The sequence below is a fragment of the Kutzneria kofuensis genome (assembly GCF_014203355.1).
Lineage (GTDB): Bacteria > Actinomycetota > Actinomycetes > Mycobacteriales > Pseudonocardiaceae > Kutzneria > Kutzneria kofuensis.
Genome location: NZ_JACHIR010000001.1, coordinates 6,027,242 through 6,049,463 on the forward strand (window position 1 = coordinate 6,027,242; position 22,222 = coordinate 6,049,463).

The 22,222-nt window shown below is 71.0% G+C and carries 17 protein-coding genes; 8 read left to right on the forward strand and 9 right to left on the reverse strand.

Annotation, left to right across the window (positions count from 1 at the left end; all coding sequences use genetic code 11):
• Positions 1-87 precede the first annotated feature (87 nt).
• The 3 genes from BJ998_RS27920 (at position 88) to BJ998_RS27930 (ending at position 6,653) form a co-directional block, all read left to right on the forward strand.
• Positions 88-840, forward strand: a complete 753-nt coding sequence (locus BJ998_RS27920; protein ID WP_184866341.1) for an ABC transporter ATP-binding protein — start codon at positions 88-90, stop codon at positions 838-840.
• The gene (locus BJ998_RS27925) at positions 840-3,368 is read left to right on the forward strand and encodes an ABC transporter permease (protein WP_184866342.1); all 2,529 of its coding nucleotides are present in this window, start codon (positions 840-842) and stop codon (positions 3,366-3,368) included. The genes BJ998_RS27920 and BJ998_RS27925 overlap by 1 nt, the downstream gene beginning before the upstream one ends.
• A gap of 105 nt (positions 3,369-3,473) precedes the next feature.
• Positions 3,474-6,653, forward strand: a complete 3,180-nt coding sequence (locus BJ998_RS27930; RefSeq protein ID WP_184866343.1) for an AfsR/SARP family transcriptional regulator — start codon at positions 3,474-3,476, stop codon at positions 6,651-6,653.
• Between the two features lie 90 nt (positions 6,654-6,743).
• Here BJ998_RS27930 and BJ998_RS27935 read toward each other — a convergent pair whose 3' ends face one another.
• The 4 genes from BJ998_RS27935 to BJ998_RS27950 form a co-directional block, all read right to left on the reverse strand.
• Positions 6,744-7,883, reverse strand: a complete 1,140-nt coding sequence (locus BJ998_RS27935; protein WP_184866344.1) for a TFIIB-type zinc ribbon-containing protein — start codon at positions 7,881-7,883, stop codon at positions 6,744-6,746.
• 4 nt (positions 7,884-7,887) lie between these two features.
• Positions 7,888-9,057: an SPFH domain-containing protein gene (locus tag BJ998_RS27940; RefSeq protein ID WP_246488669.1), complete on the reverse strand. Its 1,170-nt coding sequence runs from the start codon at positions 9,055-9,057 to the stop codon at positions 7,888-7,890.
• Positions 9,058-9,122: 65 nt separating this feature from the next.
• A complete protein-coding gene (locus BJ998_RS27945) occupies positions 9,123-9,857 on the reverse strand; it encodes an MgtC/SapB family protein (RefSeq protein ID WP_184866346.1) in 735 nt (244 codons plus the stop codon).
• A gap of 9 nt (positions 9,858-9,866) precedes the next feature.
• Positions 9,867-12,260: an HAD-IC family P-type ATPase gene (locus tag BJ998_RS27950; RefSeq protein ID WP_184866347.1), complete on the reverse strand. Its 2,394-nt coding sequence runs from the start codon at positions 12,258-12,260 to the stop codon at positions 9,867-9,869.
• Between the two features lie 246 nt (positions 12,261-12,506).
• Between BJ998_RS27950 and BJ998_RS27955 the strand changes: the two genes are divergently transcribed.
• Positions 12,507-13,439 (forward strand): family 1 glycosylhydrolase, encoded by a 933-nt coding sequence (locus BJ998_RS27955; protein ID WP_184866348.1) that lies wholly within the window; start codon positions 12,507-12,509, stop codon positions 13,437-13,439.
• A 45-nt stretch (positions 13,440-13,484) separates the two neighbouring features.
• Here the strand turns inward: BJ998_RS27955 and BJ998_RS27960 are convergent, their stop codons facing one another.
• Complete coding sequence (locus BJ998_RS27960; protein ID WP_312890366.1) at positions 13,485-14,513, reverse strand: LacI family DNA-binding transcriptional regulator; 1,029 nt, start codon at positions 14,511-14,513, stop codon at positions 13,485-13,487.
• A gap of 49 nt (positions 14,514-14,562) precedes the next feature.
• The gene (locus BJ998_RS27965; RefSeq protein WP_184866349.1) at positions 14,563-15,648 is read right to left on the reverse strand and encodes a GNAT family N-acetyltransferase; all 1,086 of its coding nucleotides are present in this window, start codon (positions 15,646-15,648) and stop codon (positions 14,563-14,565) included.
• 89 nt (positions 15,649-15,737) lie between these two features.
• On the opposite strand from BJ998_RS27965, the gene BJ998_RS27970 reads away from it, so the two are divergent.
• Positions 15,738-15,989, forward strand: a complete 252-nt coding sequence (locus BJ998_RS27970) for a hypothetical protein (protein WP_184866350.1) — start codon at positions 15,738-15,740, stop codon at positions 15,987-15,989.
• Between the two features lie 188 nt (positions 15,990-16,177).
• Here BJ998_RS27970 and BJ998_RS27975 read toward each other — a convergent pair whose 3' ends face one another.
• From BJ998_RS27975 to BJ998_RS27985, 3 genes are read right to left on the reverse strand one after another with little or no spacing between them, the layout of a single operon-like run.
• Entirely contained in the window at positions 16,178-17,221 is a 1,044-nt protein-coding gene (locus tag BJ998_RS27975; protein ID WP_184866351.1) for an ABC transporter substrate-binding protein, read from the reverse strand.
• A complete protein-coding gene (locus BJ998_RS27980) occupies positions 17,218-18,081 on the reverse strand; it encodes an ABC transporter permease (protein WP_312890367.1) in 864 nt (287 codons plus the stop codon). Before BJ998_RS27980 ends, BJ998_RS27975 begins: the two co-directional genes overlap by 4 nt.
• Positions 18,056-18,895 (reverse strand): ABC transporter ATP-binding protein, encoded by an 840-nt coding sequence (locus tag BJ998_RS27985; RefSeq protein WP_184866352.1) that lies wholly within the window; start codon positions 18,893-18,895, stop codon positions 18,056-18,058. Before BJ998_RS27985 ends, BJ998_RS27980 begins: the two co-directional genes overlap by 26 nt.
• A gap of 157 nt (positions 18,896-19,052) precedes the next feature.
• Here BJ998_RS27985 and BJ998_RS27990 point away from each other — a divergent pair, with 157 nt between their 5' ends.
• The 3 genes from BJ998_RS27990 to BJ998_RS28000 all read left to right on the forward strand — a co-directional run bounded on the left by BJ998_RS27990 (position 19,053) and on the right by BJ998_RS28000 (position 22,186).
• The gene (locus tag BJ998_RS27990; RefSeq protein WP_184868990.1) at positions 19,053-20,615 is read left to right on the forward strand and encodes a sensor histidine kinase; all 1,563 of its coding nucleotides are present in this window, start codon (positions 19,053-19,055) and stop codon (positions 20,613-20,615) included.
• Positions 20,612-21,295: a response regulator transcription factor gene (locus BJ998_RS27995; protein WP_184866353.1), complete on the forward strand. Its 684-nt coding sequence runs from the start codon at positions 20,612-20,614 to the stop codon at positions 21,293-21,295. The genes BJ998_RS27990 and BJ998_RS27995 overlap by 4 nt, the downstream gene beginning before the upstream one ends.
• Before the next feature lie 69 nt (positions 21,296-21,364).
• Positions 21,365-22,186: a serine hydrolase domain-containing protein gene (locus BJ998_RS28000; RefSeq protein WP_184866354.1), complete on the forward strand. Its 822-nt coding sequence runs from the start codon at positions 21,365-21,367 to the stop codon at positions 22,184-22,186.
• Positions 22,187-22,222: the final 36 nt, after the last annotated feature.

The window sequence follows — 22,222 nt, forward strand, 5'->3', positions numbered from 1 at the left end:
GACGGTCCTTCCCGCCCGCGAGTGGATGTTGACGCACCCCGCCGGGCCATAGGTTCTGCCTCATCGACTTCCAGGTGAGGAGCAAGAATGTCTGCTGTGGCGTCCGACGTCGGACTCCGTACCGCGGTCCAGGCGCGTGAGCTGGTCAAGGTCTACGGCCGGGGCGACACGGCGGTGCGTGCCCTCGACGGTGTCAGCGTGGCCTTCGCGGCGGGCCGGTTCACGGCGATCATGGGGCCCTCGGGCTCCGGCAAGTCGACCCTGATGCACTGCCTGGCCGGCCTGGACTCGGTCGACAACGGCCAGGTCTACATCGGACAGACGGACATCACGAAGCTGTCGGACCGGGACCTGACCCGCCTGCGCCGGGACCGGGTGGGCTTCGTGTTCCAGTCGTTCAACCTGCTGCCGACGCTGACGGCGGAGCAGAACATCCTGCTGGGCCTGGAGTTGGCGGGCAGGAAGCCGGACCGGGCCTGGTACGACACGATCGTGGACACGATCGGGCTGCGCCAGCGGCTGGGGCACAAGCCGAGTGAGCTGTCGGGCGGCCAGCAGCAGCGGGTGGCGTGTGCCCGCGCCCTGGTGGCGAGGCCGGAGGTGGTCTTCGCGGACGAGCCGACCGGCAACCTGGACTCGCGCAGTGGCGCGGAGGTGCTGGACTTCCTGCGCATGTCGGTCCGCAAGCTGGGCCAGACGGTGATCATGGTGACGCACGACCCGGTGGCGGCCTCCTACGCGGACCGGGTGGTCCTGCTCGCGGACGGCCGGCTCGCCGGCGAGATCAACCAGCCCACCGCCGACTCCGTGCTGTCGGCCCTCAAGCACCTGGGAGCGTGATGTTCCGGGCCACGCTCGCGGGTCTGCGCGCCCGCACGGCGCGGATGGTGCTGTCCTCGATAGCCATCATCCTCGGCGTCGCCTTCGTCAGCGGCACGCTGATCCTGGGCAACGCCCTCAACGCACAGGTGCACGACAACCTCGCCCGCCAGACGCGAGGGGTGGACGCGTCGATCACGGTCAACCAGGACAGCGACGCGGTCAGGGGGCCCAACCCGCCGAAGCTGGGCCAGGACTCGGTGGACGCGATCCGCAACATTCCGGGCGTCGCGGGGGCGGACGGCCGGGGCGGCGGGTCGCTGCCGCTGATCAAGTCCAACGGCAAGGCGGCGCAGGCGTTCGCGTCCACCATCGAGAACACCCCGCAACTGCGGGAGTTCGACCTGGTGTCGGGCACGTACCCCAAGGCGGACGACGAGATCGCGCTGGACGTCCGCACGGCCAAGACGACCGGCATCGGCGTGGGCCAGAAGGTGTCGGTGCTGGGCCAGGGCGACACCGCGGTGCCGCTGACCGTGGTCGGCACGTACAGCCAGGGCAGCAACGCGCTGTCGCTGTCGGACATGCAGGTGCTGCTCACCCCGAGCGCGATCGCCAAGCTGGACAAGCAGTCCGGCGTCTACCAGGTGGTGGTGGCCGCGGCGCCGGGCGTCAGCCAGCAGGACCTGGTCGACCGGATCTCCGCCCAGCTGGGCAAGAACTTCAAGGTGCAGACCGGTGACGCCTTCACCCAGGACACGCTCGAACACGCCGGGCGGGGCTCGGGCGGCCTGACCCAATTCATGCTGATCTTCGCGTTGATCTCGCTCGTGGTCGCGGCGATGGTCATCTACAACACGTTCACCATCCTGGTCGCCCAGCGCACCCGGGAGCTGGCGCTGCTGCGCTGCATCGGCGCGGAACGCCGCCAGGTCTTCGGCAGCGTGCTGCTGGAGGCGTTCGTGATGGGCCTGATCGCCTCGGTGCTCGGCCTCGGCGTCGGCATCGGGCTGGCCGCACTGCTGCAGAAGGCGGTCGGCTGGTTCAGCGGCGCCGCCACCTCGGTGAGCGTGCCGCTGACGGGGACCGTGGTGCTGGCGGCGTTCGCCATCGGCGTGCTGGTCACCGTCGCGTCGGCGGGCCTGCCGGCGCTGCGCGCAACGAAGGTCGCCCCGCTGGCGGCGCTGCGCAGCCAGCCGGACAGCCACGACGAGGTCCGCCGCACCAGCGTGCTGCGCGTGGTCGCCGCCGCGGTGCTGCTGCTCGGCGGCGCCGGGCTGATCGGCCTCGGCATGGGCCTGAAGGACCCGGACGCGGCGCTGTTCCCGGTCGGCGGCGGCACGATGGTGATGCTGCTCGGCGTGATCGTGCTCGGCCCGCTCATCGTCGGCCCGATCAACAAGCTGCTCGGCGCCATTCCGTCGATGCTGTTCGGCGTGCCGGCGAAGCTGGCCACCGCCAACGCCGGCCGCAACCCGCGCCGCACGGCGGCCACGACGGCGGCGCTGGTCATCGGCGTGACCATCGTGACGATGGTGACGGTGGTCGCCACCAGCGGCAAGCAGGCCGCGGGCGCCGAGGTGGACAAGCGGTTCCCGGCCGACTTCACGGTCGCCTCCTCGGTGTACGACCACCCGCTACCGGCCACGCTGCCCGGTCAGCTGCGCGGGGTGCCGCAGATCGCGCAGGTCGCGGCGACCACGGAGACGCCCATGACGGTCGCCCAGTCCGGCGACCAGGAGATCCAGGGCATCGACCAGTCGGCGATCGGCAGCATGGTCAACCCGAAGCTGGTCAGCGGCGACCTGAGCCAGGTCGGCCCCGGCACGATCGCGCTGAACAAGTCGGCGGTCGGCACCGCCAAGCTGGGCGACCAGCTGCTGGTCAGCACGCCCGACGCGAGCAAGATGCTCAAGCTCGTCGCGATCTACGACGCCCGCGAGCTGGCCGACGGCCTGGTCACGCTGGACACCTTCGCCGCGGTTGCGCCGAAGGTCGTCGGCTACAACCACATCCTGGTCAAGATGAAGCCGGGCGTCTCGGCCGGCGACGGCCAGGCCGCGATGGACAAGGCGACGGCGAACGTGCCGGTGGCCGAGGTGAACAGCGCGGCGGCGACCAAGGAGCAGCTCAACGCCGAGATCGACAGCCTGCTGACGCTGATGTGGGCGCTGATCGGGCTGGCGGTGGTGATCGCGCTGTTCGGCATCGCCAACACGCTGGGCCTGTCGGTGCTGGAGCGCACCAGGGAGTCGGCGCTGCTGCGGGCGCTGGGCCTGACCAAGGGCCAGCTGCGGTTCATGCTGGTGATCGAGTCGGTGCTGATGGGCGTGATGGGCGCGCTGATCGGCGTGGTCCTGGGCGGCGCGTTCGCCTGGGTGCTGGTCGAGGCGCTGTCCAGCCCGGACCTCCAGCTGGGGCTGGCGATCCCGGGCGGCCAGCTGGGCGTGCTGTTGCTGGCGGCGGTGTTCGCCGCGGTGGTGGCGGCCCTGATGCCGGCGCGTCGCGCGGCCCGCACGTCGATCGTCGCGGGCATGGCAGAAGCCTGATTCCGGGCCGGGTGGCGCTCGTCCGTCGGGGGCGAGCGCCATTCGTGTATCCAGCGCCGGATACCGTGCTCCTGACTCCCAGGTGGCGAATGTCCTGGGGGACGCATGGAACTTCGGCTGCTCGGACCGGTGCAGGCGCGGATCGGGACGACGATCGTCGACCTCGGGCCGCGCCAGCGCCGCCTCGTGCTCGCGGTGCTGGCGATGGAGGTGAACCGGCTGGTCCCGGTGGACCGGCTGGTCGAGCTGGTGTGGCCGGTGCGGCCGCCGCGCACCGCCTCGCACGCCGTGCGGGTGTCGGTGTCGAGCATCCGGGCGCTGCTCTCGGAGGCCGAGGCCGAGCTGACGGTGGTCACGCGCGGCTCCGGCTACCAGCTGCGGGCCGACCCGATGCTGATCGACGTGCACCGGTTCCAGGCCCTGGTCACGCGGTCCAGGGACGCCGCCGACGACCTGTCCCGGCTGGCCCTGCTGGACGAGGCGCTGGCGCTGTGGCGGGGGCCGGCGCTGGTGGACACGGCCGACCCGGAAGTGATCGACCAGCTGGTCGGCGGCGTCACGGAGACGAGGCTGGTGGCGCAGGAGGACCGGTTCGACGCGCTGCTGCGGCTGGGCCGGCACCAGGAGGCGCTGGGCGAGCTGACCACGCTCGTCGACCAGCAACCGACCCGGGAACGGCTGGTCGGGCAGCTGATGCTGGCGCTGCACCGCGGCGGTCAGAGCAGCCGGGCGCTGGCCGTGTCGCGGCGGACCCGGGCGCTGCTGGCCGAGGAACTGGGCATCGATCCCGGCGAGGAACTGGGCCGGCTGGAGCTGTCGATCCTGCGCAACGACCAGACCCTGACGATCACCTCGCCCCCGCCGCCGGTGGCGACGACCGTGCCGGCGCTGCTGCCGCCGGCGATCGGCGGCTTCACCGGCCGCGAGGCCCAGTTCGCCGCGCTGGACGCCGCCGGCGCGGTCAAGGTGGTCGTCGGCACGGCGGGTGTCGGCAAGACGGCATTGGCCGTGCAGTGGGGGCACCGCGTGCGGACGCGGTTCCCGGACGGGCAGCTTTACGTCAACCTCAACGGTTATTCGGTCGGGCCGCCGGTGCAGCCGCTGCACGCGCTGTCCCAGTTCCTCCGGGCCATCGGCGTGCCGCCGGATCAGGTACCGGTCGATCTCGCCGAGGCGACGGGCCTGTACCGGTCGCTGCTGGCCGACCGGAAAGTGTTGGTGCTGCTGGACAATGCCGTCAGCGCGGAGCAGGTGCGGCCGCTGCTGCCGGCCGGTTCCGGCTGCCAGGTGGTGGTCACGAGTCGTGATCGCCTCGACGGATTGGTCGCCCTGGACGGCGCGCAGCGGCTGGGGTTGGACGTGCTGTCGCCGGACGAGGCGATTTCCTTGCTACGGCGGATGATCGGCGGCTCGAGGATCGACGCCGACCCGGAGGCGGCGGCGGTCCTGGCCGGCACCTGCGCACACCTACCACTGGCGTTGCGGATCACCGCGGCGCAGTTGGCCAGCCATCCGTGGCGACCGATCGCCGATCACGTCGCCGCGCTCGGCCAGGACAATCTGTTGGCATCACTGCGAATCGACGGCGACGAGCAGAGCGCCGTCCGCTCCGCTTTCGACCTGTCGTACTCCGGGCTGAAGCCGGAGGCGCAGGAACTGTTCCGCCGCCTGGGCCTGGTGCCGGGGCCGGACGTCAGCGCCGAGTCCGCGGCGGCGCTGATCGAGGAGTCAACCCCTCGCGAAACAGCAAGACTGCTGGATGAGCTGGCCGCCGCGCATCTCGTCGACCAGCCCGAGCCCGGCCGCTACACCTGCCACGACCTGTTGCGGCACTACGCCCGGGAACGCTCGTACGAGCAGGACAGCCCCGAGGAACGGGAAAGCGCCCTGTGCCGGCTGCTCGACGACTACCTGCGGCACGCCCGCGCCGCGGTCGGCGTGCTGTACCCGCACATGCTGCAGCTCGTGCCGCCGACCAAGGACCTCTTCGACGACCTCGCGTCGGCACTGGCCTGGCTCGACGCGGAACGGGCCGGCCTGGTCGCCGCCATCCATCACGCCGCACGGTCCGGATTGCGGGAACGCGCCTGGCTGCTGGCCGACGCCATCCGCGGATATCTCTACCAGCGCGGGGAAATCACCGACTGGTTCGCCGTGGCCCGCCTGGCGCTGGCAGTGTCCACCGAGGACCCACGAGCCGAGGCGGCCGCGTTGTTCAGCCTCGGCACCGCCAACTACGCCGTGAACCAGTACGCCGAGGCGACCGAGCTGTGGACCGCCGCGTTGAAGCAGTTCCGGGAGACCGGTTGGCTCTACGGGCAGGCGTGCGTGCTGAACAACCTCGGACTGGTCAGCGAATCCACCGGCGAGCTGACGCAGGGCACCGCGTACTACGAGCAGGCGCTGCGGGTGGGGCTGCGGCTGGGCAACCGGCACACCGAGGAGATGACGCTGGTCAACCTCGGCGTGCTGTGCCAGCAGCGGGGCGAACTGGACCGGTGCATCGACTTCTGCCGGCGGGCGCTGACCGTGCAGCGGGAGATCAACCCGCGGGCCGAGGGCACCGTGCTGACCTTCCTCGGCGGCGCGCTGTACCAGCGGGGCGATCTCGACGAGGCGCTGGCCAGCTGCACCGCCGGGCTGGCGTGTAGCCAGGAGCTCGGTGCGCGCATCGACGAGGCGCAGTCGCAGGGGTATCTCGGTCTGATCCAGCACGCCGCCGGCCGGGCCGAGGAGGCGCTGGCGGCCGCCCGCACCGCCGTGGAGATCGCCGGCGACCTCGCTTCCGTGCGCACCGAGGCGTACGCGCTGACCGTGCTCGGCGCGATCACCGGCGGCACCGGGGAATGCGAGCGGGCGGTCACCCTCGCCCGCGCCATCGGCGCCCGGTACGACGAGTGCCACGCCCTGATCACCATGGCCGCCAACCTGTTGACCGGCGGCAGCCCGGCGCAGGCCACCGACTTCGCCCAGCACGCCCTGAGCATCGCCCGCGACGCGGGATTCCGGGTCCTGGAGGGGCAGGCGCTGTCCGTGCTGGCCGACATCGCGCTGCTCGGGCGGCAGTCGCCGCGGGCCGTCGACCTCGCCACCGAAGCCCTGTCCGTGCAACGGCAGTGCGGCGAACGGCTCGGCGTGGCCAGGACGCTGTGCATCCTCGGCATCGCCCTGGGGGAGACCGTCGGATCGGACGCGGCGCTGCCGCACTGGCGCGAGGCCCGCGACCTCTACGCCCGCTGCCACGCCCCCGAGCCGGAGCGCCTCACCACCCTGCTCTGCACCTGACCCGAAGTTGGGAAAGGACCATTCCTCACATCCAATGAGAGGAATGGTCCTTTCACAACATCAAGGGGTTGCGCGGGGGAGTGGCCCGCGCTAATGATGGCGGGTTGTCGTTGTGTGTGACGTTGTTGTCGTGTGGTGGCCGTTGAGCCAGAAGTAGAGGATCACCACCACGACGACGATGGCCAGCAGCACCGCGAGGAAGATCTTCAGCTTGCTGTACGGGCGTTCGCCGTGGACCTCGCCGGTGCGGCCGTTGACCAGGATCTGCCAGGTCTTGCCGCCGTAGAGGTAGCAGGCGATCCAGATCGGCAGCAGCATCAGCTTGAAGGTGATGGCGGTGTAGTTGGTGTTGACGCCGTCGACCCGCTGCTCGTCGCCGCCGATGTCGCGCCGGCAGTCGTCGTGGATGACGGAGTCCATCCGCCGCTTGGCCTCGTCGAGGCCGGTCTCGGGCTCGATGTCGTAGCGCAGCGCGTGCAGCCCGGCGAGGTACTGCGGCTGGTACGGCGCGGCCTCGGGCAGCGGCCACGGCGCGAGGGCGTCGACCTTCGCCGGCGGCACGGTCATGCTGGCCGGCACGAGCACGTCGTCGAAGAACCGGCTGACCTGGCCGCTCACCGGGTACCAGCGGGTCTTCTGCACCCGCCGGGTCTGCGTCCGGCCGTCGGAGTCCGTGTACGTCTCCGTGACGTAGTAGTGCTCGCCGCGGGCCCCGGAGTAGCTGGAGTAGGTCTGAGAGTCGTAGGTCCAGTGCGGCACATAGGTTCCGCGCGTCGACTCGGCCTCGGTGACCTTCTTCAGCGCGTTCGGCGCGAACCACCGGGAGTTGATCCACTTGCGCAGCGACTCGCGCACCCCGTTGCGGTCCAGCGCGAACGGCAGCACGGCCTCGGGCACGATCTGCCCGCTGGCATCGGGGTCGAGCACCAGCGGGCTGCCGCAGAACTGGCACAGGGTCGCGGTCTCGTTGCTCTGGGTCTGCGCGGCGCACCGCTGGCACACGTAGACGTACGCGGCGAGCTGGGCCACGGGCTTGCGCGGCAGGGTGCCGAGCTCGGCTAACCCGTGCTCGCGGATCTGCCGGTCGCCGTGGCTGATCTGCTGCTCGTACCCGCAGTACGGGCAGCGCATGGCGGTCGTGCCGGGCGCGAACTCGACGCGCGCGCCACAGCCGCCACACGGGAAGGCGTTGGGGGAGACGGTCCCGCCCGGCGTGAAAGGTCCGGTCATCGGCTCACGCCTGCGGGGGCAGCGGCGGCGGGGTGGCGCCGAACAGCGACCCCAGTTCCGGCACCTGCGACGCGGGCGTCCACTGCGCCATGCCCTGGTGCCACACCAGGGACTGCGGCGTCAGCACGCCGGCGGCCACCTGCTGGTGCAGCCCGTTCTGGTCGAACGGGCCGAGCTGCTGGCCGTTGGATCCGACGTACCACTGCGTCTGCTGCGGCAGCGGCGGCGGGCCGGCCGGCGGGGCCTGCTGGTACCCCTGCTGCGGGTACCCCTGCGGCGGGGTGCCGTAGGGCTGCTGCTGCGGATAGCCCTGCGGCGGCGTGCCGTACGGCTGCTGGAACTGCTGCCCGACCCGCTGGCCCAGCGCCATGCCCAGCCCGACGCCGAGGCCCTCGCCCGCGCCGCCGGGGTTGTTGGCGGCGTCCTGGATGGCGTTGGCCGACTGGAACTGGGTGTACTGGTTCATGTCGCCGACGATGCCCATCTGGGTGCGCTTGTCCAGCGCGGCCTCGACCTCGGGCGGCAGCGAGATGTTCTCGATGACGAACTTGGGGATGGCGATGCCGACCGAGGCCAGCTCCTGGCTGAGCGCCTGGGCCAGCCGGTCGCCGATCGAGCCCTGCTGGGTGGCCAGGTCGAGCATCGGCACGCCGGCGGTGGCCAGGGCGGTGCCCAGCCGGCCGACGATGATCTGCCGGAGGTACTCGCCGACCTCCTCGGTGCGGAACTGCGGGTCGGTGCCGGCCAGCTCGCGCAGCAGCGCCGGCGGGTCGATCACGCGGACCGCGAACGCGCCGAAGGCGCGCAGCCGCACCATGCCGAACTCGGGGTCGCGCAGGATGACCGGGTTCTGCGTGCCCCACTTGAAGTCGGTGAACTGCCGGGTGTTGACGAAGTACACCTCGGCCTTGAACGGCGAGTTGAAGCCGTACTTCCAGCCCTTGAGGGTGGACAGGATCGGCATGTTCTGCGTCTGCAGGGTGTACATGCCGGGCGGGAACGCGTCCGCGATCTGCCCCTCGTTGACGAACACCGCCGCCTGCGACTCGCGCACGGTCAGCTTGGCGTTCATCTTGATCTCGTTGTCGTAGCGGGGGAACCGCCACACGATGGTGTCGCGGCTGTCGTCGGTCCACTCGATGATGTCGATGAACTCGCCGCGGATCTTGTCCATTAGGCCCATTGGTGCCCCCGTCTGAAGTGCCGGCCCCCGCCGACGCGTGACCCTACCAATGCCGGTCAGTCGTCGTCCCGGGAAGCACCGGTCCGGGTGGCCCGCGCCGTCCACCGGACGCTGGTCACCTGCGGCTCCATGCTCAGCCGGGACACGGCCGACTCCATCTGCTTGTCGTCGCGACTGTCGGTGAGCAGGTCGGCACGCACCTCGACGTAGCCCTCGGTGGCGCTGTTGCGGCTGGACACCGACTGCAGCTGGAACGAGGTGCCGGTCATGGACTGCACCAGCAGCGCCCGGATGTGCGCCTCCGCCTCGTCCTTCGTCACCGCCAGGAAGGTGTACGCGGTGGTGGTCTCCTCGCCGGAGGCCGGCCTGCGGTCCACCACCCGGCCGACCCAGCGCAGCACCACGTTGGCCACCAGCACCACGATCGTGCCGGCGACCGCCGGCTCGTACAGGCCGGCCCCGGCCAGCGCGCCGACGGCGGCCGAGCACCACAGCGTGGCGGCGGTGTTCAGGCCGCGCACGTTCAGGCCGTCACGCATGATCACGCCGGCGCCGAGGAAGCCGATGCCGGACACGATCTGCGCGGCGACCCGGGTCGGGTCGGCGCTGGCGTGTCCGGGCACGGAGTCGAAGCCGTACCCGGACAGCAGCACGAACAGCGAGGCGCCGGCGGCGACCAGCGCGTTGGTCCGCAGGCCGGCCATCCGCGCCCGGTACTGCCGTTCGAAGCCGATCGCGGAGCCGAGTCCGACGCCGGCCAGCAGGCGCAGGGCCATCTCAAGGGTGTTCACGAGAATTCCTCACAGCCAGGTGGCGAACTTGCGGACGTAGCCGGTCTTCACGGCCTGCACGAGCGCGCAGTACCCGAGGACCACGGCGGCCAGCCACGGGAAGTAGCCGGCGGGCAGCGCCACCAGGCCGAACAGCCCGGAGAACGGCAGCGCCAGGCCGATCGCGGCGACCAGGGCGGTCGCGACGATCACGGGCAGGCTTGCCCGGGAGCGTCGTTGCGTGCGGATGACGTGCACGATGAGCAGCTGCGACAGCAATCCCTCGACGAACCACCCGGTTCGGAAGGTCGCCGGGTCGTAGTGGCGCATCGCGGCGAACAGGACGACGTCGAACACGGAACTGAGCGGGCCGACCAGCAGCATGAACCGGGCGAGGTCGCCGCCGGCCCACTTGCGTGGGGAGCTCACCTGATCACGATCCACGCCATCCCACGGGATCGCCAGTTGAGCCACGTCGTACGCGAGGTTCTGGACGAGCAGCTGCACCGGCAGCATCGGCAGGAAGGGCAGGAACACGGCCGCCGCCAGCACACTGAGCACGTTGCCGAAGTTGGAGCTGGCCGTCAGCTTCACGTACTTCATCGTGTTGGCGAAGGTCCGCCGCCCGGCCAGCACGCCCTGCGTGAGCACGGTGAGGTCCTTGCGCAGCAGGATGACGTCGGCGGTGTCCCGGGCGACCGGCAGCGCGCCGCCGACGGAGATCGCCAGGTCGGCCTCGCGCAGCGCGGCGGCGTCGTTCACGCCGTCGCCGAGGAAGCCGACGGTGTGGTTCTTTCGCAGCTCCCGCACGATCTCCGCCTTGCGGGCCGGCGTCGCCCGCGCGTGCACGGTCGCGTCCGGGATGCCGATGTCGCGGCAGACCTTGCGGGCCACGTGCTCGTTGTCGCCCGTGACGACGACGATCTCGACGCCGAGCTCGCGCAGCTGCTTGATCGCCTGCGGCGCCGACTCCTTCGGCGGGTCCTGGAAGAAGAGATGGCCCACCAGCTCGGCGCCGTCCTCGTCGGCGAGCTGGTAGATCTCCCGCTCCTCGATCTCCTTGCACCACAAGCCGAGCACCCTTGTGCCGTTGTGGGCAGCGTCGTGTTCGGCGGCGCCCTTGGTGACCAGCAGGTGCCGACCCTCGGTGTCGCGGACGATCACCGACATCCGCCGCCGCTCGTGGTCGAACGGCAGTTCGTCGACCAGCCGCCAGTTCGCCTCCAGCAGCAGTCGGTGGTCCGGGTCGACGGCGTCGATCACCGCTCGGTCGAACGGGTTGCGCAGGCCGGTCTGCAGCGCGGAGTTGACGTAGGCCAGCTCCAGCGTGAGGTCGTCGGTGTGGCCGGCGAGCACGATCCGGTCGTCGGTGAGCGTGCCGGTCTTGTCCACGCACAGCACGTCCAGCTGCCCGAACTCGTGCACGGCCCGTAGCCGCTTCACGATCACCTGCTGCTTCGACAGCTCGACCGCGCCCTTGGCCAGGTTGGCGGCGACGATCACCGGCAGCATCTCCGGCGTCAGGCCGACCGCCACCGACACGGCGAACAGCGCCGCCTCGGACCAGTTGCCGTGCGTGAGGCCGCTGACCGCCAGCACGATCGGCGCCAGCACCAGCGTGAACCGGATCAGAGTCCAGGCCGTCGACCGCATCCCGGCGTCCGCGTCGTGATCGGGGCGGGCCAGCCGCTCGGCGATGGAGCCGAGATAGGTCGACGGACCGGTGCCGACGACCACGGCCGTCGCCGAGCCGCCGACCACCGTGGAGCCGAGGAAGCAGAACACCGGAGAGTCGAGCACGTTGCCGGCGATCCGGTCGGTCGTCACGGTCTTGCGGACCGGCAGCGACTCGCCGGACAGCGTGGCCTGCTCGACCACGAGGTTGGTGGCGGTGAGCAGCCGGCAGTCGGCGGGCACCAGGTCGCCGGCCTTGAGGTGCACGATGTCGCCCGGCACCAGCAACTCCACCGGCAGCTCGGTCGTGACGGTCCCCAGCGGGTCGGCGAACCGTCGCGGCGAGCGGCTGCCACGCCTGGCCACGGTGGCGGTGGTGGCGACCAGGGCCCGCAAACGCTTGGCGGCCAGGTCGGAGCGGTATTCCTGGGCGAACCGCAGCAGCACGCTGACCAGCACCATCACCCCGACCGTGATGCTGCCGGCGAGGTTCGAGGTCAGCGCCAGCACGAGGTCGAGGCCCAGCAGCAGGCCGACGAACGGGCTGCGCAGGCAGTGCAGCAGCCGTGCCGTCCAGCGGGGGCCGTCCGCGCCGGCGACCCGGTTGCGGCCGTGCCGGGCCAGCCGGGCGTTGCGTTCGAGCGTGGTCAGTCCGGCCGGGCTGACGCCGAGGTGGCGGATCAGCGTGCCGGCGTCCATCGCGGACAGTTCGGTGAGCGTCGCGGCGACGGCGTGCGTCGTCCTGGTCATGGCAAGACTCCCAGCGCGCGTGGGCGAAGGCCACGCGGCACGAGTCAGGCAGACGGGTGCCGGGCGGCCGTGGAACTGCGACTACTTCCGTCGGTACTCACCACGACCACCTCCTCTCGACACCGTCGGCCATGGTACCGGCACGGTTGCGACTACCTGCGCATTCTTGTCAACGCCTTGACAGTGAGCGCAGTCACGGTCAAGGTGAGAGCGCTCTCACCATCCGCGCGTCGAGGAGGACGGACGATGGGCAGAAGCCGGACGGTCGCCGCCACCGCCGACGGCTGCTGGGACACCTTCGCCGGCTTCGGCCGGCCGGCCTACCGCTTCCCGGTGGCCTGGGCAGGTGTGCAGCCCGAGGGACGCGGCCCCGTGTCGCGTGCGTGCCTGGCCTTCTACGACCGGTTGGTCGACCGCCTGCTGGACAAGGGCGTCACCCCGATCGCCACGCTCTACCAGTGGGATCTGCCCCAGTCGCTGGACGAGGCCGGCGGCTGGACGAACCGTGAGACCGCACTCCGGTTCGCCGAATACACCACGGCCGTACACGCTGCCCTTGCCGACCGTGTGCGGCTGTGGACCACTCTCGACGAGCCGTCGCGCGCCGCGTTCCTCGGCCACGCGCACGACGCCGTCGCCGCTCTGCGGTCCGCCCACCACCTCCTGCTCGGCCATGGCCTGACCGTCGCCGCCATCCGCGAGCGCGCCCCCGAGCACGAGGTGTCCATCGTCCTCAACCTCACCACCGTCGTCGTCGACCGCGACGACCAGCCGCACACCGCCGCCTTCCGCCGTGTCGACGGCCTCCGCAACCGGTTCTTCCTCGACCCCCTCTTCGGCCGCGGCTACCCCGTCGACGTGCTCGCCGACACCGCGTGGCTGGGGCCGTGGGACGACGTCGTGCTCGACGGCGACTCGGACCTCATCGCCGAGCCCGTCAACTGGTACGGGGTCACCTACTACGGGCCGACCCGCGTCGTCCCCGTCGAGGACCCGTTCACCGTCACCGGCGGCGGCCACCCCGGGCTGCGTGGCGTCCGGTTGCTGGCTCCGCAGTTCGGCGAGGACATCGGGGAGTCGTTCGCGGAGCTCATGCTGCGACTCAGCATCGACTACCCCGAGCTGCCCCTGATGGTCACCGAGAACACGGCCCATCACCCCGCCGCCGTCGCCGTCTGAAACCCCGCGGGGGCGTGGAACGCGCTGCCGGTCAGCTGGTAGTCGTCAGGCGGAGTTGCGGTGCACCAGCTCCACCGGCAGGAGCTGGTGCCGCTGCCGTGGCTCCTCGCCGCGGATCAGCGTGAACAGCCGGTCCACCATGCACTGCACCTGACGCCCGATGTCCTGACGGACCGAGGTCAGCGTCGGGTCGGTGTGCGGGGCGACGGACTCGTCGTCGTCGAAACCGACCACGGCCACGTCCTGCGGAACACGCTTTCCCGCGGCTCGCAGGGCTGTCATCGCCCCGGCGGCCATCAGGTCGTTGGCGGCGAACACGCCGTCGAGGTCGGGCACCCGCGCCATCAGGGCGGTCATGGCCCGCTCCCCGCCCTCCCGGCTGAAGAAGCCGCACTCGGTGATCGCCGCCAGCCGGGCGTCGTCGGCGGCGGTGGCGGCGCGGAAGCCGGCCAGCCGGTCGGTCGCGGCGAGCTCGTCGTTGGGGCCGGTGATGCTGACGACCTGCTTGCAGCCGCGTTCCATCAGGTACCGCGTGGCCATCGCGGCGCCGTTCTCGTTGTCGTTGTCCACGGTGTGCAGCCCGCGCAGCGACCCCCACGGCCGGCCGCCGAACACCACGGGCAGCGACAGCTTGCGGACCAGGGTCGGCAGCGGGTCGTCCTGGTGCGGCGTGAACAGCAGCGCCCCGTCGACGTGCCCGCCGGCGAGGAAGCGCTGCGCCCGCAGTTGGTCCTCGGGCGTGTGCACGAGGACCAGCACCATCTGGGAGTCCCGGGCGCCCAGCGCCATCGCGGCGTACTTGACCAGGCCGGCGAAGTGCGGGTCGTTGAAGATCTTGGGCTGCGGCTCGGAGATCAGCACGGCGACCGCGCCGGTGCGCCGCGTGACGAGCGTGCGGGCCGCCTGGTTGGGCTGGTAGCCCAGCTCCAGCACCGCGGAGTTGACCGACTCCAGCGCGGCCGGGCTCACCTTCGGCGAGCCGTTGAGCACCCGGGACGCGGTCGCCCTGGACACACCGGCCCTCGCCGCCACGTCCTCCAAGGTGGGGCGGGCGTTCGGACGCTGCACGACCACGTCTGCTCCTCACGCGCCGCCACGGAACCGGCGGCTTTCGTCAAGAAGCTTATCGCTTGGGAGGCTCCGTGGAAGCGCTCACACGGTCAACTGAACCGGTTTTGCCGACCGCGACGGCCACCCTCAGCAACCCGTCCTCCACGGTCTGTCGTGTGCTCAGGCCGGCCCGTGCGGCCGTTCGGGTCAACGCGTCCTCGGCCGGCAGGCACCAGCCGACGAGCTCCTCGTAGCCGCCTCCGCGCGCCACGGACGCCAGGTGCGACAGCATCGCGGTGCCCACGCCACGCCGCTGCCAGCCGTCCTCCACGAGCAGCGACACCTCGGCCCGCCGAGGGTCGGTCATCCCGATCAGCTGTCCGATGGCGACGACGTCCCGGCCGGCCACCGCCAGCACGGTGGTGCCACGCGGCGGACTGAGCAGCCGGTGCAGCCAGCGCCGCGGCACGGTCCGCACGCCGGCGTGGTACCGGGCGAACAATGCCCTCATCGAGCACCGCTTGTGCAGCGCGGCGACCTCGTCGGCGTCGGACGGCCGCCCGATCCGCAGCACCAGTCCCGCGCCGTCGGACGTCAGCACGGCCCGCGGCTCCGGCGCCGATCGGCCGGCCGCATCGAGCACCTCCAGCAGCGCGAACGCCCGCGCCAACTCCGTGTCGGTGAACGGTGCCCACGCTCGGCGCACGAGAAAGGCGCCGCCACCCGGAAGGCTGACCACGAACTGGTGACCGTCGAGCGCGGAAACACCCCAGCCGGCCAGTTCCGGGCCCGCTGTCACCGGAGCGACGGAATCCGCGCCCAGCAACGACCGCAGCGACGCCGCCAGCTCGGTCGGCTCGGCCAGCGCCCGTCCGGCGGCGCGGAGCGCCGACGCCCGTTCGTCGACCAGGTCGTGCATCGACGCGGCGGCGATCGACACCTGCCGACCGCCCTCGGCCTGCAGCAACTGGGCAAGGTCCGCCGGCCGCAACCGATCCGGCGCGGTGACGACAAGGTCGTCCACCACACCCCCGGGCACGGGCAGCACCGACAGCGCCAGCACGTTGCAGTCCTGCGCGGCGAGCTGGACGGTCAGCCGGGCCAGCACGCCCGGGCTGTCGGCCAGCCGCACCCGCAGCCGCCATGTCGAAGTGGCCATGCGACCCAGCCTGCCGGCCGGCTGTTTCCGATCGGTTTCGGTCGCGTGAGCCTCAGCACCAGAGCCATTTACAGCTCGTGGTCGTCGGGATGGGCAGTCCCGGCGTGGTGGTGGTCGTGGGCGGCGGCTGCGTCGTCCTCGTGGTCGGCGGCGGGGCGTTCTTCGTCGTCGTGTCCCGCGAGTGCGTCTCCGTCTGGCCCGTCGTCGTGGTCGTGGTCGACGAGGACGTCGACGGCGTGACCGTGACGACCAGGGTGGACACCTGCGTGCTCACCGTGGTCGGCACGGACGACACCGCGGGCGGCGGCGTGGCCGCGTTCGCGTCCAGCTCATGCAGATAGGCGCCGAGTAACACACCGACGATGGCCGAGGCGCCGACCGCACAGGCCGACGAAGCCACCAACGCGCGTACCACCGAACCTCCTTGCACCCCAGGACTGAGCCGACAGTGCGCCGAGCGGAGTTACCGCTTGGTACGCAACGACTCCCCATAAGCTAGTCGGCCGGTCAAGTCCTGGGCTGAAGGGGTTCAGGCCGAAGCCTGGTCCACGAATTCGGTGGTGTACGTCTCAGCGAGACGGACGCTGTCCTTCTTGCCCTTGACGTTGGGGGAGAACTGGCTCAGCACGTTGAGCACGTTCGCCGCCCCGGCCGAGGGCATCTTGCCATCCGAGTTGAACATCGACTTCGTGTCGCCGATGGACTTCTCGTACAGGGCCTTGTCGTTGCCGGCGTAGTCGGCCGGCATCTTGGCCGCGATCTCCGCCCCCGAGTGCGACGAGATGAACTTCAGCGTCTTGACCAGCGCGTTGGCCAGCTTCTGCACCACCGGCTTGTGCGCGTTGACGTAGTCGCAGGTCATGTACAGCGAGCTGGCCGGGTACAGCCCGCCCAGGGCCGCCTTGGTGCCTTCCTCGGTGCGCATGTCCAGCAGCACCTTGCCCTTGCCGCTGGACACCAGCTGGGCCACGGTCGGATCCGTTGTCATACCGGCGTCAATTTGGCCGTTTTCCAGCGAGGCGACAAAAGTGCTGCCGGCCCCCGCCTTCACCTCGGTGAAGTCGGTGCCCGCCTTGAGCCCGTGCTGCTGGCCCAGGTACTGGGTGAGGAAGTCGGTGGACGACCCGAGGTCGGTCACACCGAGCTTGCGGCCCTTGAAGTCGGCCGCCGACCTGATCGTGCCGGCCTGCGCGGGCGAGACCATCTCCACCTCGCCCGGGATGTTGGCCAGCTGCACCACGCTCTCCAGGCACTTGCCCTTGGTCTGCAGGTCGATGGTGTGGTCGTAGAAGCCGACGACCCCCTGCACGTCGCCCGAGATGAGCGAGTTCTCGGCGCTCACGCCGGCCTGCTGGGTGGCCAGGTCGACGGTGACGCCCTGCTCGGAGAAGTAGCCGAGCTGGTCGGCCAGCTTGGCCGGCAGGTAGATGACCTTGTCGATGCCGCCGACCATGATCCGGACGTGGTCCGTGCCGCCGGCGGTGGCGGTGTCGGTGCGGGAGTCGCGGCAGGCGGCCAGGCCCAGCACGGTCGCCGCGGCCAGCACCAGCGTGACAGGGGTACGCAGGTTCATATCTGGGCTCCTTGCTCGTGCGCCGCGGTCGGCCGCCACTTCAGCAGCCGCTTCTCGAGTGCGGTGAGGATCGCCTCGGCCAGCAGCGCCAGCACGGTGATGACGATCATGCCGGCGTAGATGCCGGGGGTGTCGAAGTTGCCCTGGGAGCGGGAGATCAGCAGGCCCAGGCCGGTCTCCGCGCCGACGACCTCGCCGACGACGGCGCCGATCAGGGCGAAGCCGAACGCGGAGTGCAGCGAGGCCAGGATCCACGAGGTCGCGCTGGGCAACACGATCGTGGTCAGCACCTGGAACCGGCTCGCGCCCAGCACCCGGGCGTTGTTGATCAGGTTCCGGTCCACCTCGCGCGCGCCCTGGAAGGCGTTGAAGAACACGGCGAAGAACACCAGAATGAAGGCCGTCGCGATCTTGGACTGCATGCCGAGGCCGAACCAGATCACGAACAGCGCCGCCAGCACGATGCGGGGCACCGCGTTGAGGGCCTTGATGAACGGCGCGCAGATGTCCGACAGCAGCGGGCTGCGGCCGAGCAGCACGCCGAGCACGATGCCGGCCAGCGCCCCGATCAGGAAGCCGATGACCGCCTCCTCCATGGTGGCGGCGATGTTCGTCCAGATCGAGCCCTGGCTGGTGCCGACGGTGAACCAGTCCACCAGCTTGGACCACACCTGGCTGGGCTTGGAGTAGAAGAACGGGTCGATCCAGTACGTGGCGGCCAGCTCCCAGCTGCCCAGCCACGCCACCACCAGCGCGACCCGGATCGACCACACCTTGACCCGGCGGTTGCGCGCCGCCCGGGCCGCGCTGGTCAGCTCCCGGGCCGGCACCGCCTCAGCCGGCAACGACACTGCGCTCACGGGCCTTGTCCACCTCTTCCCGCAACGATTCCCAGATCTCCCGGTACACGGACTGGAACTCCGGCGTCATCCGGATCTCCTCGACCAGCCGCGGCCGCGGCAGGCGCACGTCGAACGTGGCCTTCACGGTCGCCGGGCTGGCGGTCATCACGATCACCTTGTCCGCCAGGGCGATGGCCTCGTCGAGGTCGTGCGTGACGAACACGACCGAAGACCTGCTCGCCGGGTCGAGCATCGATCCGTCGGCGTTGCTGCCCGACCACAGGCGCAGCAGCTCGTCCTGCATCAGGGCCCGGGTCTGCACGTCCAGGGCGCTGAACGGCTCGTCCATCAGCAGGATCGACGGGTCGTTGACCAGCGTCGCCGCCAGCGCCACGCGCTTGCGCATGCCGCCGGAGAGCTGGTGCGGGTAGTAGCTCGCGAACTTGCCCAGGCCGACCTTGTCGACCCAGACGCGGGCCTTCTCCCGGGCCTTCGCCTTGGAGGCGCCGCGGTAGCGCGGGCCGGCGGCCACGTTGTCCAGCACGGACCGCCACGGCTGCACGGCGTCGTTCTGGAACATGTAGCCGATGCCCTCGGGGATGCCCAACACCGGCTCGCCGCGGACCAGCGCGACGCCGCTCGACGGCGGTTCGAGGCCGGAGACCAGGGACAGCGTGGTGGACTTGCCGCAGCCGGTGGGGCCCACCACGGCCACGAACTCGCCGGGCTGCACGGACAGGGTCAGTTCTTGGACGGCGGTGTGCACGCCGCCGGTCGCGCCGCGGAAGCGTTTGGTCGCCGCCCGCAGCTCGATGACGGGTCCGGTCGTCATTGGCCAGCTCCTTCTTCCTGTTGGCGGTGGACCGTAGGTGGCGGCGGTCACCGTGCGAACCCTTGTCGCGCTTGTTCGCCCATCGCGCGTTTCCCGTGTTTCGCACGTTCTGCTCACGGGGTTCTCGGCGTAGGGTCCGGCCATGGCGCCGCCCCGGATGCGGTTCGCCCGGCAGGTGCTGCTGCTTCAGATCGGCGTGGTCGTGCTGGTCGTCGGAGTGGGGTTCGCCCTGGTCGGGTGGCTGCTGAACACCAACCTGACCGACCAGTACGAGCAGCGGGCACTGGCCGTCGCGCGCTCGGTCGCCGCCAATCCGGAGATCGGTGACGCGGTCGCCGCGGCCGACTCCAGCGGCCTGGTGGAGATTCGCGCCGAGGCGGTGCGGATCCGCACCGGGGCGCTGTTCGTGGTGGTCACGGACCGTAAGGGGATCCGCTACGCGCATCCCAACCCGGACGAGGTGGGGGAGCTGGTCAGCACCGACTTCACCCAGGTCGTGGCCGGGCAGGAGGCCGCGAACGTGGAAGAAGGCACCCTGGGGTATTCGGCCCGGGGCAAGGTGCCGCTGCGGGACCACACCGGGGCGATCGTCGGCGAGGTGAGCGTCGGCTTCGACGCCACCACGATCTGGGACGCCCTGCTGGGGTTGTTGGCGTGGTGTGTCGCTGGGTTGGTCGCCGCGCTCGCTCTTGGCGTTGCCGGGTCGGCATTGTTGAACCGGCTGCTGAAGCGCCGGACGTTGGGGCTGGAGCCGTCCGAGCTGTCGGAGCTGGTCCAGCAGCGGGAGGCCGTGCTGCACGGGATCGGCGAGGGCGTGCTGGCGGTGGATCCCGCCGGCCGGGTGTCCGTCTGCAACGACGAGGCGGCCCGACTCCTTGGCAGCGCGCCGACTCCGGGCACGCCTGTGTCCACTTTGGAGCTGCCGGCCCGGATAGGCGAGGCCGTCTCGGACGGCTCGGCGGTGGACAACCTGATCGCCGTCGCCGGGGACCGGGTGCTGGTGGCGACGTGTCGGCCGGTCCGGCGGGACGACATCGACCTCGGCACGGTGCTGACGCTGCGGGACCGGACCGACCTGGAGACGCTGACCCGGGAGCTCGATTCCGTGCACCGGCTGACGGATGCGTTGCGGGCGCAGCAACACGAGTTCGCCAACCGGTTGCACACGCTGTCGGGGCTGTTGCAGACCGGCCATCACAACGAGGCCGTCGACTACCTCCAGGCGCTGTCGACCACGCCGGTGGTTCCGCTGGGGCCGGCGGCCGTGCCCGATCCGTACCTGCAGGCCTTCGTGTCGGCGAAAAGCGTTGCCGCGGCGGAGAAAGGGGTGACGCTGGAGGTCGGCGAGGCGAGCTGGGTGCCGACGAAGGTGGTCGCCCCGGTCGAGGTCACCACGGTGTTGGGCAACCTGGTCGACAACGCCGTCGAGGCCGCCCGGCTCGGCGCGCGCCGCCCCGCCCGCGTCGAGCTGGATCTTGTCGCCGACGGGTCGACCCTGCACGTATCGGTGATCGACAGCGGTGACGGCGTGCCGGAACGCTTGCGGGAGACCGTGTTCCTCGAAGGCGTGACCACAAATGACGGTCCAGGCCACGGCCTCGGCCTGGCGCTGACCCGCCAGGCCGCCAGGGCCCTCGGCGGCGACGTCCGGCTGGCTGATCCGGGTGGCCCCGAGCACGGCGCCGTGTTCGCCGCGAACCTGCCGGAGGTGCTGGCGTGATCCGCGTGCTGGTCGTGGAGGACGATTTCCGTGTCGCCCAGGTGCATTCGGCGTTCACCGACCGCGTGCCCGGCTTCGTCGTCGTGGGCTCCGCCCGCACCGCCGCCGAGGCGTCCGCCATGATCGCCGAGCTGGAACCCGACCTCGTGCTGCTGGACACCTATCTCCCGGACCGCTCCGGCCTGGACCTGCTGGCCGAGATCTCCGTCGACACGATCATGCTCACCGCCGTGTCCGACGCCGCCTCGGTTCGCGCCGCCTTCGCCGCCGGTGCTTTGAACTACCTGGTGAAGCCGTTCACCGCCGAGCAGCTGGGGGAGCGGTTGACGGCGTATTCCCGCTACCACAACCAGTTGACGCCGTCGCGGGCGCTCACCCAGGAGGAGATCGACCGCGCGGTGAGGACCCTGCACGACGGCGACCACCCGCACGCACCGAAGGGTCAGTCCCCGGTGACCGCGAAGCTCGTGTCGGACGCCCTGCGGACCGCCGACGGTCCGCGCTCCGCGGCCGAGATCGCCGCCGGGCTGGGCATCGCCCGTGCGACCGCCCAGCGCTACCTCGCCGCCCTGGCCCAGGAAGGAACGGCGACGATGAGCCTGCGCTACGGCCTCACCGGCCGCCCCGAGCACCAGTATCAATGGCGCCCCCTTCGGGGTCGCGGCTCGGCCCCCGAGTAGCCGGTGTCTCGCCCTTGCCGTGCGAAACACCGGTGGGGCCTCGCACTCTCTGCACAGTACCCTCCCACCATGGATTCGCTGTCGATGATCGACACCTGGTCGGCCGAGCACGCGGCGGTCGCCGTTGTCGACGCCGACGGCACGGTGCTGGGCACCTACGGCCCGATGGACCACGTGTTCCCGCTGGCGTCGGTGACCAAGCCGCTGGTGGCGTACGCGGCGCTGATCGCCATCGAGGAGGGCGCGGTCGAGCTCGACCAGCCGGCGGGACCTCGGGGCGCGACCATCCGGCACCTGCTGGCCCACACCTCCGGCCTGGCCTTCGACGACCACCAGACCGTCGCCGCCCCCGGCGCCCGCCGCGTCTACTCCAGCGCCGGCTTCGAGGTGCTCGCCGACACCGTCCAGGACGCCACCGGCATCCCGTTTCCGCAGTACGTCAAGGAAGCCGTCTTCGAGCCGTTGAAGATGACCACGGCGGCGCTGGTCGGCCCGGCCGGCTCCGGCGCCGAGGCCAGCTGCGCGGACCTGGTCCACTTCGCGACGGAGCTGCAGGCGCCGACCCTGGTCGCGGCGGAGACGCTGGCCGAGGCGACAAGCGTCGTCTTCCCCGGCCTCGACGGCGTTCTCCCCGGATTCGGCAACCAGCGGCCCAACGACTGGGGACTCGGCTTCGAGATCCGGTCGCGGAAGTGCCCGCACTGGACCGGCGACCACAACTCGCCCCGCACCTACGGCCATTTCGGCGCGGCCGGCACGTTCCTCTGGGTGGACCCGGAGGCGCGACTGGCCGCGATCGCGCTCACCGACCGGCCGTTCGACCAGTGGGCGACCGAGGTCTGGCCGCCGTTCAACGACGCGATCCTGGCGGAAACCTCCGATCGACGGTAGCGAGCGATACTCAGCACACGCTGAAGTGGAAGTCCC